Source organism: Mycobacterium sp. SMC-17, assembly GCF_045310915.1.
In the GTDB taxonomy this organism is placed as follows: domain Bacteria; phylum Actinomycetota; class Actinomycetes; order Mycobacteriales; family Mycobacteriaceae; genus Mycobacterium.
In genome coordinates, this window is record NZ_JBJIAK010000042.1 from 1 (window position 1) to 16052 (window position 16052).

The following is a 16052-nucleotide window of genomic DNA, read 5'->3' on the forward strand; positions in this document are numbered from 1 at the left end:
GTTCACCATGACTCGTTGATCACAACGCGTGAACCACGCCAGATCCGAAGTCCACCACTCCCCGGGACGCTATCCAGGTGCTTTCATCGATCGGGATCAGCTTGAATTCGGGCGGCGAGAAGATTCGGCCCAGCGTCGAGGCGGGCGCGTAGCTGACCAGTGCGACGAGATACCGGTTGAACACATGGCTGGCCATCTCCAGCTCACCGCCCAGCTGACTGACGGCGCGCACGATGCGCGTGACGCCGCGTTCGTTGAGGCCCCGCGTCATCTGCGCCAGCACCACGGGATTGGGCCGGGCGAAGTCGATCACGACATCGCGGTCCCGCAGGTCTTCGATGGCGATGGTGTCGTTGGCGGCGAGTGGGTCGTCGAACCGCACCGCCGCCGCGCCCGGATAGGTGGCCACGACCCGGTGCCGGATGCGCTTGTCGGCGGCCGGCAGGTGGATCAGACCGAGATCCGTGTGCCCGGAAACGAGTTTGGCGATGACCTCGGCCGCCGACCCGGGCACGCTGAACTCGGCGGGTATCGCGAGGCCTGCCACCGCTTGCTCGAATCTCGCCAGGAAATCCGATGGCGCGTAGGCGGTCGCATCGATGCGAACGGGGTTGCTCGCCTGCGTGATTCGTGACGCGGTGGCCTTCAGTTCCTCCACCCGCCGCAGGATGTCGCGCGCCGGCTCCAGCAGCTGCATACCCAGCGGTGTCAGGCGGACGTCGTGGTAGGTGCGCTCGAAGAGTTCCCCACCCACTTCGCGCTCGAGTAACTTGATCTGCTTGCTCAGCGGCGGCGGCGTGATCATCAGCCGATCGGCGGCGCGCTTGAAGTGCAGCTCTTCGGCGACCGCGACGAAGTAGCGAAGGCGGGTGAAATCGATTTCCATGGGACGGGGTGGTTACCGTCCCGAATGTGCTGCTGCCGCAGGTACTTCGAGGACGGCGCGGGCAATCAGATCATCGATTGTCTGATCGTCCAGGCCGAGCAGTTCGGCCGCGATCTCACGGGTCTGCTCGCCGAGCAGTGGCGCTTGCCCCAGCGGGGGATCGGGGATCAGGTCAGCGTGGATTTGCACGTTCTCCATCATGAACGGTGCGGTCCCGTGCGGATGTAGTTCCTCCCGGAAAGCCCGTCGCTCGACGTAGTAGTCCCAGGCGGGGACCTCCACCGCATGCAGGACAGCCCCGGCCGGGACGCCCGCCGCCTGCAACCGCGCCATGGCCTCTGCCGGTTTATGCCGGGATGTCCAGGCGCTGAGCGCCTCGTCGAGCCGCCCGCGCTGACGATCCCGCCCGGATCGCGAACCCAGCTCCGCATCGGCAGCGAGATCGGGCCGGTCGATCGCCGCGCACAGCGCTGACCAGTCGGCGTCGTCGCGGACGGTGACCGCGATCCACGTGTCATCACCAGCGCCGGGAAACAGGCCCCACGGTGCGTCATGAGCCGGCTGGTCGTCGCGAGCATGACCGCGCCGGGTGAGCACCTCCCCGGCGATGTCGTCGGCCAGGTGACTGAGCATCACCTCGGCTTGGGCGATACTCGCCGATCCGCCGCCACCGCTGCGTTCGCGGCGCAGCAGGAGCGCGACGGCACTCAATGCCCCGATCCGCGCCGCCACGTGGTCGGGGTACACCGTGACGGTGTCGCAGAACGCATCTGGGTCATCTGGGTAGGTCCACAGCTCGGTGAAGCCCGCCGCGGCGCGGACCAACGGCCCGTAGCCGAGTCGTTTCGCCCATGGCCCGGTGGCTCCGTACGCCGAGCTGTCGACGACGACGATGCCCGGGTTCACCTGCTGCAGTGTCGCGTGATCCATGCCGAGCGCTGCTGCCACACCGGGTTTGAAGTTGCTCAGCACGACGTCGGACTGCTCTACCAGTTGGTGTGCCAGCGCGCGGCCTTCCGCGGACCGGAGGTCGATCCCGATCGACCGCTTGTTGCGGTGACCGGCGGCGTAGGCCTGCGTCATCCGGGTGAGGCTGATGCGGAGCCCGTCAGGGAAGGCGGAGTTCTCGATCTTGACGACGTCGGCGCCGAGGTCGGCGAACAGGCGGCCGGTGTCGCTGCCGACGACGATGACGCCGAGGTCCAGCACGCGCAGCCCCTCCAGGGGCAGTCCGAGGCCGCTGCGGGGGCGCGCGGTGAGCGTGGGGGCGTCGCGGAGTCGTCGCTCACTCGGTGCCTTGATGTTCAGGCTGCTCGCCCGGTGCCCGTCGATCTCGACGACACCGACCGGCACGGGTGCGGTCAGACCGGGGGAGAGCTCCGTCTCGCGGAAGAAACCGCGCGCGGCCACCTGTTCGGTGGACAGCGCCTCGGCCAGGCTCAGCACCGCGGCCGTCGGCACGCCGTGCCGTTGTCCGGCCAGTTCGAGCTCCGCGCGGGTCTTGTCGGCACAGAACTGCTCGATGGCGCCGAAGAGGGTGGCGGACGCGAAACGCTCACGGAGGCTGTTGAACTTGGGGTCGGCGAATTCCGCCGGGCGCCCCATCCACTCGAACATGCCCTGCCACTGGCGTTTTGCCAACACACACATGCGGACGTGGCCGTCCTTGCATTTGAAGATCGGATAGCGCTGCTGCTCGGCGATCCAGTCGCGCTGCTGTTCGCTGATGGGTACGCCGGCCGCCGCGCTGCCTGCCGTGCCGAATGGCGGATCGAGGGTCTGCATCGCACCTTCGAGCACCGAGAAATCGATGAGATCGCCTGTGCCCGTGCGCAGCCGATCCAGGAACACACAGAGGGCGAAGAACGCGGCCTGGGCCGCGGCGACGTGGTACGGCAGGTCCGCGCTCGGTGGCACCAGCGGTGGCTGTCCCGGGATGCCAGAGCGGGACAGCTCGCTGGTCAACGCGTGCAGCACCGGAGTGGTGGCCTGCCAGTCGTGATATCGCGTATCACGACCGAAGTCACTGATGGACAGGATGACCAGTGCCGGATGATCAGCGTGAATCTGGTTGACCGCCAAGGATTCCTCGGCCGCCGATCCCGGACGCGTGTTCTCGATGAGGATGTCGGCGGTCGCCACCAAGTCGGCCCACGCCTGCCGCCCGGCCGGGGTCGACGGATCGATCTCGACCGAAGGGATCCCGTGTCGGTTGATGGCGGTGCCGATGGGCACTCCGTCGATGCGTGGTCCGGTGGTGTCGGTCGCGGTCACACCGGCCAGGTGCACCGACGTGACGTGGGCACCGAGATCGGCCAGAAGCCGGCCGACGGCTGTGATGGGTCCGGCTGTCAGATCGAGTATCTCGATGCCCGACAGCGGCGGGTCGTAGGCCATGGTCGTCAACTGCGTCGCGCCTGGCGGAACGGGATGTCACGGTCGGTCTCGGGTTCCTTCGCCAGCCCCAGCACGCGTTCGCCGATGATGGTGCGCTGAATCTGGTCGGTGCCGCCGCCGATGGAGGTGAAGAACGCGTTGAGGGACAGGAAGTTCACGTCGTCGGCCTCGGGGTTGTCGGGACCCGCCAACAGTGATTCGGTACCGATGATCTCGGTCTTCAGCGCGGCCTCCGAGTGCAGGATTCGCGACATCGCGAGCTTGCCCAGCGACATGATCGAACTCGACGTGCCTTGACTGGTGGACGCCTTGGCGCGAAGGTTGTTGAGCCGGTTGAGTTCCCGCAACGCCAGCACGTCCGCGAGGCGCTCGCGCAGGGCGGCGTCGTCGAGGCGGCCGTGCGCGCGAGCCAGTTCCACGAGGCTGTCGGCCTTGGACTTGTTGCGTGAGCCGCGGCCGCCGTCGCCCATGATGGAGCGTTCGTACGCCAGGGCGGTCTGCAGGACGCGCCAGCCGTTCCCTTCTCCGCCGATGAGATTCGCATGCGGCACGGTGGCATCGGAGATGAACACCTCGTTGAAATGCGCCTCACCGGTGATCTGGACCAGAGGCCGCACCTCGATGCCGGGCTGCCGCATCGGGATGATGAAGTAGCTCATGCCCTTGTGTTTGGGCGCATCCCAGTCGGTGCGTGCGATCAGCAGACCGTATTCGGACGTCGCCGCTCCGGAGGTCCACACCTTTTGGCCGTTGACCACCCAGCGGTCGCCGTCGCGCACCGCTGTGGTGCTCACCCCAGCCAGGTCCGATCCGGCGCCGGGCTCGCTGTAGAGCAGACAGGTACGGGCTGCGCCGGTCAGAAAGTCCCGTAGCAGTTCATGTTTCAGCTCGTCCGAGCCGAACGCGAACAAGGTGTTGGCGGGAATATTGTGCTTGTCCTGGCAGGCGCCGGGGGCCTTGACGGCGCGAAACTCCTGCTGGATCACCGCGGCGAGCTTGCTCGGGTAGCCGCGGCCGAACCAATCGGGTGGATAGGTGGGCACGGCGTAGCCTGCGTCGAGAACCTTTTCACGCCAGGCGATTTCCTCGGGTGAGCTCACCCAGGGATCGTCCGACGGAGGCAACGTGGTCCAGTTCTGCGCGAGCCAGTCACGAACCTCGGTGCGCAGCTCGTCTGCGGTGGTCGTCATCTCAGGCCCCCTTGGATGCCAGGTAGCGCTCACGATGGTCACGTGAACTGCCGAACAGTTGACGGCCGGTGCGTGCCCGGCGCAGGAACAGATGCGCGGGGTGCTCCCAGGTGAAGCCGATGCCGCCGTGCATCTGGATCGATTGCATGGCGGTGGTGTGATAGGCCTCCGCACAGGCGAATCCGGCCAGGGCGACGGGACCGTCGGCGCCCACCGGGTCGGCATCGAATTGCGCAGCGGCATGCTGTGCCGCCGAAGTGGCGGATTCGACTTCCAGCAGCAGGTCGGCCGCCATGTGCTTGATCGCCTGGAAGCTGCCGATGGGCCGCCCGAATTGGATCCGGGTCTTGAGGTATTCGACGGTGAGATCGAACAGGTGGCGGGCCCCGCCGACCTGCTCACCTGCGAGGGCGATCACCGTGAGGGACAACGCATTTTCGACAGCCGCCCAGCCGCCGGTGCCGATGCGACGGGCCGGGGTCTGGTCGAACGTATACGTCGACAGCCGGACTGTGGGGTCGAAAACCGTTGCGGCGGTGCGGTCGAAGCCGGGTGCGTTCGGGGCGACCTCGAAGATCGCGATGCCCTCGCCGGTCTTCGCGACGGCGAGGACGACATCGGCGATCTGCCCGTCGAGCACGTAGTGCGCCGAGCCTGTGAGTTGGTACCCGTCGCCGTGCCGGTCTCCCTGAATCGCAACACCATCTGGTGCCCACGTACCACGGGGCCCGGTGGCTGCCACGGTTGCGATCGAGGAACCTTCGGCCAACCCCGGCAAGAGCCGTGCCTTGTCGTTGTCGGTGCCGGCGGCCTGGATCAAGGCCGTGGCGAAGACCGCACTCGACAGGAACGGGGCGGGTAGCAACGCTGCACCCGTGACCTCGGCGACCGCCTCGAGCTCCTGTGCGCCCAGGCCGACGCCCCCGTGGTCCGGCTCTACGAGCAGGCCCGCCACACCCTGGGCGGCCAGCTTGTTCCAGAGGTCGCGATCGAATCCGGTGTCTGTGCTCATCACGCGGCGGACGTCGGCTTCGGTGCAATGTTCACTGAGCAGGTCCTTGACGGCCGCAGCGAGTTCGGCTCGTTCGGCCACGCTCATCGTCATGTGTTCACCCTTCTGCAGGTCCATGCACCGTCTCGGCTCCATGCAATGCTGTCGGCGCCCGCCTGTAAATCGCATTGTGCGACACCTATACGTTTCCTCATGCGACATCTGCGAGTCTTGAGGGCGGGCAGATGTCGCGAACGCTCATGTGCGGATTTCCGCGCTGGTCGTTTACAGTGCCGCCCGCATGCCGCCAAGGTGGAGGTATTCCGGAGCAGGTCCGGCGCCAGAAGAGGAAACGTCAGTGTCACTTGATCCCAGAACCCCGGTGCTCGTCGGCTACGGCCAGGTCAACCAGTACGACGAGAACCCGGCGGGCGAGCCTGTCGACCTGATGGAGGCCGCGGCCCGGGCAGCCGCTGACGCCCACGTCCTCGAGGCGGTCGACGCCGTCCGGATCGTCAACCTGCTGTCGGTGCGGTACCGGGACCCCGGCTTGCTGCTGGCGCAGCGCATCGGTGCGGCCGACGCCGTCACCCGGTACACCCCGATCGGTGGCAACGTGCCGCAGTCGCTGGTGAACCAGGCGTGCCTGGACATTCAGCAGGGCCGCAACGACGTGGTGCTGATCGCCGGCGGGGAAACCTGGCGTACCCGAATACGGTTGAAGGCGCGCGGCGAACGACTCACCGGCACCGAGCAGGACGAGTCGGTGCCACTCGCACCCAGTGACCCCGAATTCACCATGGCCGGGCCCGCAGAACTGCGGATCGGGCTGGTGGCGCCGTCGCACGTGTACCCGATGTTCGAGCAGGCGTTGCGGATCGCGGCGGGGGAGGGGATCGAGGAGCATCGGCGCCGGATCGGCGAGCTGTGGGCACGGTTCAGTCAAGTGGCAGAAGGCAATCCGCACGCCTGGAGTCGGGACGCGGTGTCTGCCGAGCAGATCTGGCAGCCCGGTCCGGACAACCGGATGATCAGCTGGCCGTACACCAAGCTGATGAACTCCAACAACATGGTCGACCAGGGTGCGGCGCTGATCCTGACCTCGGTGGGCAAGGCCGAAGAATTGCAGATTCCCAGGGACCGGTGGGTTTTCCCGCACGCCGGCACCGACGCCCACGACACCTATCTGATCGGGGAGCGGGCGAGCTTCTCCGGGTCGCCGGCGATCCGCATCGCGGGCCGTCGGGTGCTGGAGCTCACCGGGCTCGGCATCGATGACATCGATGCGGTCGACGTGTATTCCTGCTTCCCGTCGGCGGTGCAGGTCGCCGCCCGTGAATTGGGACTGGCCCTCGATGATCCGGCGCGTCCGTTGACGGTGACCGGTGGCCTGACCTTCGCCGGTGGGCCGTGGAACAACTATGTGTCGCATTCGATCGCCGCCATGGCGGAGCGGCTGGTGGCCAATCCTGGCCAGATCGGGCTCATCACCGCCAATGGTGGTTACCTGACCAAGCACAGTTTCGGCGTCTACAGCACCGAGCCGCCGGCACATGAATTCCGTTGGGAAGATGTGCAATCCGAGGTCGACGCCGAACCGACCGTGGTGGCCGAGGATGAATGGTCCGGAACCGGCACCGTGGAAACCTGGACCACGCCGGTCACCCGCGAGGGCGTTCCCGAAAAGGCCTTCGTGGCTGTCCGGACACCCAGCGGCAGCCGGGCGCTCGCCGTGATCACCGACCCGTCGCAGGCCGAGGCCAGCATCCGCGAGGACCTCGCGGGTGCAAAGGTCACCGTCGGCGCGGACGGCACCGCCGGGCTGGAGTAAGCCGACAGCGAACAACGGCCTGCCGCAGGGAATAGATCGGGTACCTCTGTCGCTGAACCTGTTCACTAGTGCCGACGGTGCCCGTCGCCGAGGTTGTGCGATCCCAAAAGCATTGTCGGAGTTCGTGAAGGGACACCGCGATGGCCACCAACTCTGCGTCAGTTGGCTTCCACCCCGCCGCGGCCGCGATGCACTGGTGGTCGGACAAGACCACCGCGTTCGTGACCCGGTTGCATCTCGCTGCGAAAGTCCGCCAGCCGGAGACTTTCCGTCACAAGGCATTCGAGCAGGCCGCCACCGAGCGCGAAATGTGGCGACTCTGAGTCGTTTCGCGTGACGACATGGCCCACATAGGTCATGCTGATTGCCGGTCCGTCGTCGTCGGGAGGTAACGGTGTCAGTGGCGTCGAACGTCGTCGTCGGCGTCAACGCGGTGTTCTTTGCGGGCATGGGCCTGCGGGCCCTGACCGCCCCGGCGGAGATGTTGCGGCCCTTCGGAATCACGTTGGGCGGCCCCGCATCTCGGGCAGAGGTACGGGCGGTCTACGGCGGTTTCGGGTTGGCCATCGCGGCGATCCTCGGATACGCCATCGCAGCTCCCGAGCAGGTCCGTACCGGCATCGTGGTCACCGTGAGCGTGGCGTTGCTCGGGATGGCATTCGGGCGCATCGTGTCCGCGGTCGCCGGTGACCGAACATCGTTCTACCCCAATTGGTTCTACGGCTTTGTCGAAGTTCTGCTCGCTGCATCGCTGTGGTGGGTCGGCTAGCGCCACCAAAGACAAATGTTCCCCGATACGCCGTTGTATCGGGGAACATTCCTGTTTGCTCCTGAAGAGCAAAACTAGGGGGCCATCGTCAGCCAGTCCGGGAAGCCCGACGGATCGTGGCGGCCGAGCGCGCCGTGCTCGAACAGGCCCCAGCCTTCGGCAGGCGGCTTGTTGCCCTCATGACACACCGCACGTCCGACGTGGTCGATGACGCCGAAGCCGGAGCGAGCGATGATCGCCGGATCGGTCATGTCGTAGGTGAGGCGCTCGGTGAACTTCTCGCCCTTCCACGTGCCGTGCAGCCAGTCGGCGTCACCGCCGTAGCCGCCGCCCACGTGGATCGGCACGGGCAGCTTGGATTCCACATCGAAGCGGACGGGCGTGCCGTCCAGCGCCGTCGCCTCGATGGTGGCCCCGGTGGGAATGCGGGTACCGGAGACGTAGTGGATCTTCACGCGCGGCCAGCCGAGCTGCTCGACGCGGCCGTCCTTCCAGACGCGGCTGCAGTCGTTGAGTGACCGGAAGCCGTCGGGGGCCTCTTGGATGATCATCACGAGCGAGAATTCCTCGAACGCCAGCGGTACGTACAGCCACCACATGCCCTCGAAAGGCGGGTCTGCCGGCCGGCCGGCGGGCTCGGCCTCGCCGACGGGACGGATGCCCCAGGACCGGTCACGCGAACCGATCCACGTGTCCGGGCTGACCTTGATGTCCTCGCCGTCGATGGCGAGGGTGCCGCTCCAGGAACCCAATTGCGCGAAGCGCTGCGCGTTCAGCGTGACGCGGTTGCCCTGGCGCATGATGTGCGGCTGCTCCTGCACGACGTCGAACAGGCCGTTCCATGTCAGGTCGGCGGCGATGCCCTCGGTCTCGTCGAGCACGATGCGCACCTGGTGCAGTGGGTCGGTGACCTCGATGCGGTAGCCGACGACGTGCTGATTCAGTCGGTCCTGGTCGATGGCATCGGAAAGGTGCACGGCGGTCTGGGTATCACCGCGGCGCACCAGGAAGTAGGCGTCCTTCACCCCGAGGTTGGGGTAGTAGCCCATGCCGGTGATGACGAAGATGTCGCCGGTGCGGTCGTGGGCGTTGAAGTAGCAGCGGTCGTAGAAGTTCCGGTCGCTGGACCCGGGCCACGCGATGGGCTGCGGGACCTGGTGGATCGGGTATTCGTCCATGGGGCCGAGCATCAGGCTGTTCCTTCCAGGAGCTTCTCCAGCAGCGACTTGTGGTAGAAGAGCGACTCGAGGTCGTCGGGCTGTTCCATCTCGCCGAAGTGCACGCGGCGGGCGCCGGTGCGCATGAACACGCAACACCACACGACGCCGGAGTAGATGTAGAACCAGCGCAGGTCACCGACCTCGACGCCGGTGAAGTTCTTGTAGGTTGCGCGAACGTCCTCTTCGCGCAGCACATCCGGCAGGCCGGGCAGCCCGGCCAGGCCACCGAGCTCTTGGAACACCTTGTGCGCGAAGATGATCCACGAGACGTCGAACTCACGCGGGCCGACAGTGGCCATCTCCCAGTCCAGGACCGCGGAGGGGCGGAAGTCCTGGTACATCACGTTGCCGATGCGCGAATCACCCCACACGAGAACCGATTCGGATGCCGCGACGTCCTCGGGGAAGTTCTCCTCCAGCCAGACGAGGGCACGCTCGACCAGCGGTGAGCGGCCCAGGCCCGACGCTGCGAACTGGTACCACTCCTTGAGCCAGCCGAAGTGCCGGCGCAGCGCAGTGTCGCCCGGCGGGTCGATTTCCTGGAGAAAGCCGAAGGTCTTTTCCGCGTCGGGGATCGAGTGCAGCTTGGCGATGGCCTCCACGGTGCTGTCCTGCAGCGTGCGTTGCTGCTCCGGGGTGGCGTCGGCGAACCAGTTGCCGCCGAATGTATACGGCATGACGTCCGGCGGCACCACGCCGTCGACGCAGTCCATCAGGAAGAACGGCGAGCCGAGCACCTCGCCGGTGTTCTCCAGCCAGCGGACGCGGGGGACCGGGACGTCGGTGAGTTCGGCGGCCAGGCGCATGACGTCGAACTGGTGGTCCAGTCGGTAGGACGAGAAGACGGGGACGTCCTCGGTGGTCGGCGCGACCCGGACGACCCACTTCTGCTCCACCGGCGTGCCGCCCTCGGTCCACCGGCCGGTGATGATGATTGTCTCGGAAGACATTCCGTTCGAGTCGACGCCGCTCTCGACGGTGATCTCGGGCTTGATGCCGCCTTCCATCACGGTGGACAGCCACTGTGACAGGATGTCCGGAACTGTTGTCACGTCACGGCTGGAGCGCTGAATATGGTCGACGTTCGTCTCGACCGTGACGGAGCTGTCCGCCGGTTGGTTCGGCACTGAACCTTCCTTCCCGAGATAATTACGATACGATGCGTAGCGTTATGAAATCAGACCTGCAAGCGGTTGACAAGCCCTCTGGCGCCGGTCGGCCACGCGATCCCCGGATCGACGCCGCGGTGTTGACCGCTGCCGCCGAACTGCTGCCCGAAGTCGGCTACGCCAATCTGACGATGGCGGCCATCGCCGAACGTGCGGGAACGACGAAGACGGCGCTGTACCGCCGCTGGTCGAGCAAGGCCGAGTTGGTGCATGAAGCGGCGTTCCCCACGACGCCGACCGCGCTGTCGACCCCGGAAGGGGACATCGTCGGCGACATCCGCGCCATGATCGCCGCAGCGCGCGACGTGTTCACCAGCCCGGCCGTGCGGGCTGCGCTTCCGGGACTCATGGCGGACATGAGCGCCGACGAGGAGCTCAACGCGCGGGTCGTCGCACGCTTCCATGGGCTGTTCGACGTGGTGCGGGTGCGGCTCGAGCATGGCATCGAGCGCGGCGAGGTCCAGGCCGACGTCAAGCCTGAACGGCTCATCGAGATCATCGGTGGCGCAACGATGCTGCGGATGTTGCTGCATCCCGAGAGTGAACTCGACGAGCTGTGGGTCGACGAGACGGCGACCATTGTCACGCATGGAGTGATCAGCGGGGCTTGACGGTCTCGCCGGAAGCTCTTGGGCGCCAGCGCCTTTGAATCAGCATGGGACCTGATCACGGTGTTGCCGAGTGCGGTTCTGAACCTCGTCATCCGCGTGCTCTCGGGCTGGCGCGAGCGAATGGCCGTTGGGCATCCGCCACGGCGACGAGCTCGAACACTTCCGCAACCAGGCTACTTGGTTAGCCGTGTCGCGACGGTGCGTCGCCTACGATTGCTGATGTGCCGGATATGGATCGTCGCAAGATCATGATGATGGTTGGCCTCGGCGCGGTTACCACCGTGCTGGGATCCCCGAGGGCTGACGCCGACCCGTTGCCCGTTGCCCCAGGTCCGGGGACTGGCCCGGGGGCCGCGCCTGCTGCGCCTGCCGGCTCAGCGGCAGGCCCGGCAATGCTGTTCCGGGACGAATTCAACGGCCCCGCGGGTGCCCCGCCGGACCCGGCGTGGTGGTTCATCGTGCCTGAGCGCGAGGTCATCCGAAACCCCGTCGAATGGGACCAGCCGTACAACATGGGCCGGTACGTGACCGATCAGGAGCACGTGTTCCAGGACGGCAAGGGCAACCTCGTCATCCGGGCCACCCGTGGTCCCGGCGCGAACATCCGGGAGCGTTACGCGAGCGCCAAGGTCGTCGGCAACTGGCGCGGAGGGGTCGGCACCACCTGGGAGGCGCGGATCAAACTGAACTGCCTCACGGACGGCGCCTGGCCGGCCTTCTGGCTGCTCAATGACGATCCGGTCCGCGGCGGCGAGGTCGACCTGGTCGAGTGGTACGGCAACCGGGACTGGCCATCGGGGACGACGGTGCACGCCCGGTTGGACGGCACGTCGTTCGCCACCGACCCGCATCCGATCGACAGCGGGTGGCATACCTGGCGGATGACCTGGCAGCCGACCGGAATGTACTTCTGGAAGGACTACGCGCCGGGGCAAGAGCCGTTCTTCGCGGTGCCGGCCAATTCGTTGGACGACTGGCCCTTCAACGATCCGGGGTACACCTTGGCCCCGGTGTTCAACCTGGCCATCGGTGGGTCCGGCGGTCGCGAGCCTGCCGGCGGCAATTACCCCGCCGAGATGCTGATCGACTGGATCCGCGTCTTCTGATCAACGGTCCGGCGGTGGCCGGGGTCCGGACCGTGCGCCGTCGGCGTGATCGGCTCGATCCGGGTGCCTTGGTGATGCCGAGCGGTGCTGCCGCCTAGTTGGTCGACAGCGCCCGCGACGGACGCCAGGCCGCAAATCCGACGACGAGCCCGAGGAACGGGATCGCGGCCAGAACCGTGCTGAGCGTCGCGCTGCCACCGGTGACGAGCGTGAAGTTCGACAGCACCAGCCACAGGCTGCCCAGCAGACCGAGCACGGCCAACGCCGGAGCGATGCGCGTCGTCCACAACCCGTCCATCCCCAGCTCTCGGTTACGCAGGAAGAACACCAGCACTGCCACCGAAGTGGTCAGCATCAGTAGGACCATGCCGACCGTTGCGACCCCGGCCATCGAGCCGAACACCCCGACCAGCGGATCGATGCCGAGGATCGCCAGTACGGCGACAATCATTGCGGCGGTGGCGGTTTGCACCAGCGAAGAGAACGACGGTGATTCGTGGTCGTCGTGCACCGTGGCCAGCCGAGCGGGCAGCAGGCCCTTGCCGGCCAACACGAACTGATAGCGCGCGATCACGTTGTGGAAGGACAGCACGCAGGCGAAAAGGCTGCTCAGCAGGAGGACGTTGACGATGTCGCGGCCCACGATGCCCAGCATGTCGCCAGTGGTGTCCAGCAGCATATTGCCCTCGCCGGCAAGGGTTTTCCGCGCCACAGTCGCGACCTGATCCGGACCGACGGCCACCACGAACGCCCACACCGTGATGGCGTAGAACGCGCCGATAATGATCACCGCGGCGTAGGTGGCGCGCGGGATGGTCTGCTCGGGATCACGGGCTTCATCGCGGAACACGGCGGTGGCCTCGAACCCGATGAACCCGGTGAGGGCGAACAGAATGGCGATGCCAATGGTGCCCTGAGTGAAGGTGGCGGGTGCGAAGGAGGTGAAGGTGACACCGGCCGGGCCGGGTTTGGCGACCATCACCGCGTCCAGCACGACGACGATGCCGATCTCAAGGGCCAACGCCACGCCCAGGACCTTGGCGCTCAGCTCGATGTGCCGGTAGCCGAGCACTGCGACGATTGCCGGCACGATGAATGAGTAGACGGGCCAAGGGATTACCGGGCCGTGGTAGTGGGCGACGGTGTCGGAGATCGCCCATCCGATGTAGCCGTAGATGCCGATCTGGATGGCGGTGTAGGCGATCAGTGCGACGACCGCGATGCCCTTGCCCATGCGCTCGCCCAGGCCGACGGTCACATAGGAGAAGAACGCCCCGGCCTCGGGAACGTGTGGCGTCATGGTCACGAAGCCGACGCTGAAGACCAGTAGCACCAGGGCGGCGATCACGAATCCCACCGGGGCGCCGGCGCCGTTGCCCAGGCCCATAGCCAACGGCATGTTGCCGCCGATCACGGTCAGCGGGGCGGCAGCCGCGACCACCATGAAGACGATGCCGACGGGGCCCAGGCGCCCGGAAAGCCGCCGCCCCTGCGTCTCGGCCGATGCAGTGGTCATGAAATCTCCTCGGGTGCAGGGGTATTGGGGTCCAACGCGTGGCGCAGCAGATCGTGGTCGATGGCGTGGGCAGTGAAACCGTTGTGTCCGGTCAGGGTGGTGGCGGCGACCATCGCGTTGACGATCGCCTCCTCAGTCGCCTCGATGGTGAGGTCGAACAGCCGGGTCATCAGTTGCGGTGCGACCATCCGCAGGGCCACTTCCGGGTGTGCGGTGGAGGCGTCCTCATCCCATGCATATGGTGGGATGCCGCGGTTACCTGTCGAGAATGCGAGCATCAGGTCACCGCTGTACTGCTCGCCGGTGCCGCCGAGACGGCCCACCGCCAGCGCCGAGCGCTGCGCCAGTCGGGTGCACTGATGGGGGAGTAGCGGGGCATCGGTGGCGATGATGACGATGATCGAGCCCGATCCCGGGGCGTACTGCTTGGGCAGGTCCGGCAGCGGCACCTGGCTGGGTCCGATGAGTTCGCCGACCGGCACGCCGTTGATCCGGAGTCGTTCCCGCCGGCCGTGATTGGCCTGGACGAGTACGCCGACGGTGTACTGCCCGACGGCTGTCTCGGTGCGGCGCGATGCGGTACCGATGCCACCTTTGAAGCCGTGACAGATCATCCCGGTGCCGCCGCCCACGTTGCCCTCGGCGGGCGGTGCCGTGGACGCCGCCTCGAGCGCTTGGCGGGCGTGCTCGGGACGGACGTGAAAGCCGTTGATGTCGTTGAGGAGTCCATCGTATGTTTCGCCCACGACTGGCAGTGACCAGTAGAGGCCGGCGCCGCGGGCGCGGACCTGGGCGGCCACCAGTTCGTCGCGCACGACGCCGACGCTGTGGGTGTTGGTCAGTCCGATCGCGCTCGTGAGCTCGCCGGATTCGCGGATCCACTCCAGCCCGGTGAGTTCGCCGCTGCCGTTGAGGCGGTGTGAACCGGCGAACACCGGCTCGGTCCAGATGCCGTCATGCGGAACGACGACCGTGACGCCGGTGTTGACGCCGCCGTCCTGCAGCGTGGTGTGCCCGACCCGCACGCCCTCGACGTCGGTGATGGCGTTGGCCGGGCCAGTGGGGTGCTCCCCGATGACCACGCCGAGATCTCTGGCACGCATTGCTTCTCCCGAGTTTTTTTCCAGATTGGAAAAGAACTATGCGCCCGCGTGCCACGTCTCGCAAGAGAACGGGCAAGATTGGTGCCATGGCCCGGCCCAACAAGCAGGAGGAGCGGCGTCGCGAGATCATGGACGCCGCGATCGCACTGATCGAGCGACACGACTTGGCCACCCTCAAGCTGGCCGACGTCGCCGAGGAACTGGGGCTCACCACCAACGCGGTGCGGTACTACTTCAAGGACATGACGCAGTTGCTCTCCGAGCTGGCGCTGCGTTCCGACGTGCGGTTCTACGATGCGCGGCTTGAGTTGCAGCGGTCATCGGCCGACGCCCGCGAGCAGCTGGTGATGACGATGGCTGCCGGCCTGCCCACCGGGCCCGAGGACGCCGAGTGGCGTGCGATCTGGCGGGCCGTGCTGTCGGCCGGCTTCGAGCTTGACCAGCGCAGCGACGTGCAGGGCATTTATCACCGGCAGGTCGGCCTGTACGCCGATCTGCTGTCGGGCGGCCAGGAGAGCGGCGTGTTCCGGTTGCTGCACCCGGCGCGCGATATCGCCATGACCTTGATGTCGATGGAGGACTACTTCGGCTACCGGATCGCCGCACGCGATCCGGACCTGAGCCGGCCGACGGCGCTGCGGCTGATGCGCCAGTATGCGGAGCTTGTGGTCGGAGTGCCGCTTCCTGAGATCGACTGAGCTGCAGGCGGATTACTGATTGGCGAACTGCTCATCCGGCCGGCTCCTTCGTTACCACGACGGGTTCAAGGCAACCGATTCGCCGGGATTCCATCCGCTTAGTTTCAACCGCTTAGGGAGGCCAGGGGTGGTCAGGATCATCGTCTTCGGCAGGCAGTGCGAATGCCGTTCGCCGGTAATGGTTTTCCAGGCTGCGCCATTCGCTCGTGCTGTGCGTTTTGCCGATCTATCAACAGTCACTCCTGTCCACGGCTAGGAGTCAAGGAGCCCGCAGGTGTAGACGATCGCGACGGAGGAAGGGTCGAGCAGGTCCTGCCCAAGCAGCCCGGTGAATCCGTCGTCAATAACACGCTGGGCCAGCGCGGCGCGGGTGGCGTACCAGCATGTGGGGCACAGCCGGCCCAGCACAGCCTCAGTGGGGCCGTCGCCGTTGACGAGGGTGTCACGGTCTGCGGCCACAGTCACCGAGTTGGCAACCAGAACAGCCAATTTCGCGCAGAGCAGTTCGCGCATTGCCGCCGCTGTCCGGGAGAGATCAGCAACGGCGGGTGGGCCGAGATCGTTT

General features: G+C 66.6%; 15 protein-coding genes. 7 read left to right on the forward strand and 8 right to left on the reverse strand.

Annotated features, from left to right (window positions below):
• Positions 1-19: 19 nt before the first annotated feature.
• From ACJH7A_RS22570 to ACJH7A_RS22585, 4 genes are read right to left on the reverse strand one after another with little or no spacing between them, the layout of a single operon-like run.
• On the reverse strand, positions 20-886 hold the full coding sequence (locus ACJH7A_RS22570; protein WP_406802747.1) for a LysR family transcriptional regulator: 867 nt from the start codon (positions 884-886) through the stop codon (positions 20-22).
• Positions 887-898: 12 nt separating this feature from the next.
• Positions 899-3283, reverse strand: coding sequence for a CoA transferase (locus ACJH7A_RS22575; RefSeq protein ID WP_346416848.1), 2385 nt, complete (start codon positions 3281-3283; stop codon positions 899-901).
• Between the two features lie 5 nt (positions 3284-3288).
• On the reverse strand, positions 3289-4473 hold the full coding sequence (locus tag ACJH7A_RS22580; protein WP_346416847.1) for an acyl-CoA dehydrogenase family protein: 1185 nt from the start codon (positions 4471-4473) through the stop codon (positions 3289-3291).
• Position 4474: 1 nt separating this feature from the next.
• Positions 4475-5578, reverse strand: coding sequence for an acyl-CoA dehydrogenase family protein (locus ACJH7A_RS22585; RefSeq protein ID WP_346416846.1), 1104 nt, complete (start codon positions 5576-5578; stop codon positions 4475-4477).
• 244 nt (positions 5579-5822) lie between these two features.
• Here ACJH7A_RS22585 and ACJH7A_RS22590 point away from each other — a divergent pair, with 244 nt between their 5' ends.
• The 4 genes from ACJH7A_RS22590 (at position 5823) to ACJH7A_RS22605 (ending at position 8582) form a co-directional block, all read left to right on the forward strand.
• Entirely contained in the window at positions 5823-7295 is a 1473-nt protein-coding gene (locus ACJH7A_RS22590; protein ID WP_346416845.1) for an acetyl-CoA acetyltransferase, read from the forward strand.
• Positions 7296-7435: 140 nt separating this feature from the next.
• Complete coding sequence (locus ACJH7A_RS22595; RefSeq protein ID WP_212806465.1) at positions 7436-7618, forward strand: hypothetical protein; 183 nt, start codon at positions 7436-7438, stop codon at positions 7616-7618.
• 77 nt (positions 7619-7695) lie between these two features.
• A complete protein-coding gene (locus tag ACJH7A_RS22600; protein ID WP_346416877.1) occupies positions 7696-8064 on the forward strand; it encodes a DUF4345 domain-containing protein in 369 nt (122 codons plus the stop codon).
• Positions 8065-8243: 179 nt separating this feature from the next.
• Positions 8244-8582, forward strand: a complete 339-nt coding sequence (locus ACJH7A_RS22605) for a DUF1589 domain-containing protein (RefSeq protein WP_406783845.1) — start codon at positions 8244-8246, stop codon at positions 8580-8582.
• Positions 8583-9253: 671 nt separating this feature from the next.
• Here ACJH7A_RS22605 and ACJH7A_RS22610 read toward each other — a convergent pair.
• Positions 9254-10411 carry a phosphotransferase family protein gene (locus ACJH7A_RS22610; protein WP_212806464.1) on the reverse strand — a complete coding sequence of 386 codons (1158 nt, stop codon included), beginning with the start codon at positions 10409-10411 and terminating at the stop codon, positions 9254-9256.
• 44 nt (positions 10412-10455) lie between these two features.
• Here ACJH7A_RS22610 and ACJH7A_RS22615 point away from each other — a divergent pair, with 44 nt between their 5' ends.
• Entirely contained in the window at positions 10456-11064 is a 609-nt protein-coding gene (locus tag ACJH7A_RS22615) for a TetR/AcrR family transcriptional regulator (RefSeq protein WP_212806463.1), read from the forward strand.
• Positions 11065-11294: 230 nt separating this feature from the next.
• Positions 11295-12170 (forward strand): glycoside hydrolase family 16 protein, encoded by an 876-nt coding sequence (locus tag ACJH7A_RS22620; protein ID WP_346416876.1) that lies wholly within the window; start codon positions 11295-11297, stop codon positions 12168-12170.
• Between the two features lie 94 nt (positions 12171-12264).
• Here the strand turns inward: ACJH7A_RS22620 and ACJH7A_RS22625 are convergent, their stop codons facing one another.
• Both ACJH7A_RS22625 and ACJH7A_RS22630 read right to left on the reverse strand, forming a co-directional pair.
• Entirely contained in the window at positions 12265-13686 is a 1422-nt protein-coding gene (locus tag ACJH7A_RS22625) for an APC family permease (RefSeq protein WP_346416844.1), read from the reverse strand.
• Positions 13683-14789 carry a P1 family peptidase gene (locus ACJH7A_RS22630; RefSeq protein ID WP_212806461.1) on the reverse strand — a complete coding sequence of 369 codons (1107 nt, stop codon included), beginning with the start codon at positions 14787-14789 and terminating at the stop codon, positions 13683-13685. Before ACJH7A_RS22630 ends, ACJH7A_RS22625 begins: the two co-directional genes overlap by 4 nt.
• 86 nt (positions 14790-14875) lie before the next feature.
• On the opposite strand from ACJH7A_RS22630, the gene ACJH7A_RS22635 reads away from it, so the two are divergent.
• Positions 14876-15487 carry a TetR/AcrR family transcriptional regulator gene (locus ACJH7A_RS22635; protein WP_212806460.1) on the forward strand — a complete coding sequence of 204 codons (612 nt, stop codon included), beginning with the start codon at positions 14876-14878 and terminating at the stop codon, positions 15485-15487.
• Between the two features lie 252 nt (positions 15488-15739).
• Here ACJH7A_RS22635 and ACJH7A_RS22640 read toward each other — a convergent pair whose 3' ends face one another.
• On the reverse strand, positions 15740-16000 hold the full coding sequence (locus ACJH7A_RS22640) for a hypothetical protein (protein ID WP_406774189.1): 261 nt from the start codon (positions 15998-16000) through the stop codon (positions 15740-15742).
• Between the last annotated feature and the right edge of the window lie 52 nt (positions 16001-16052).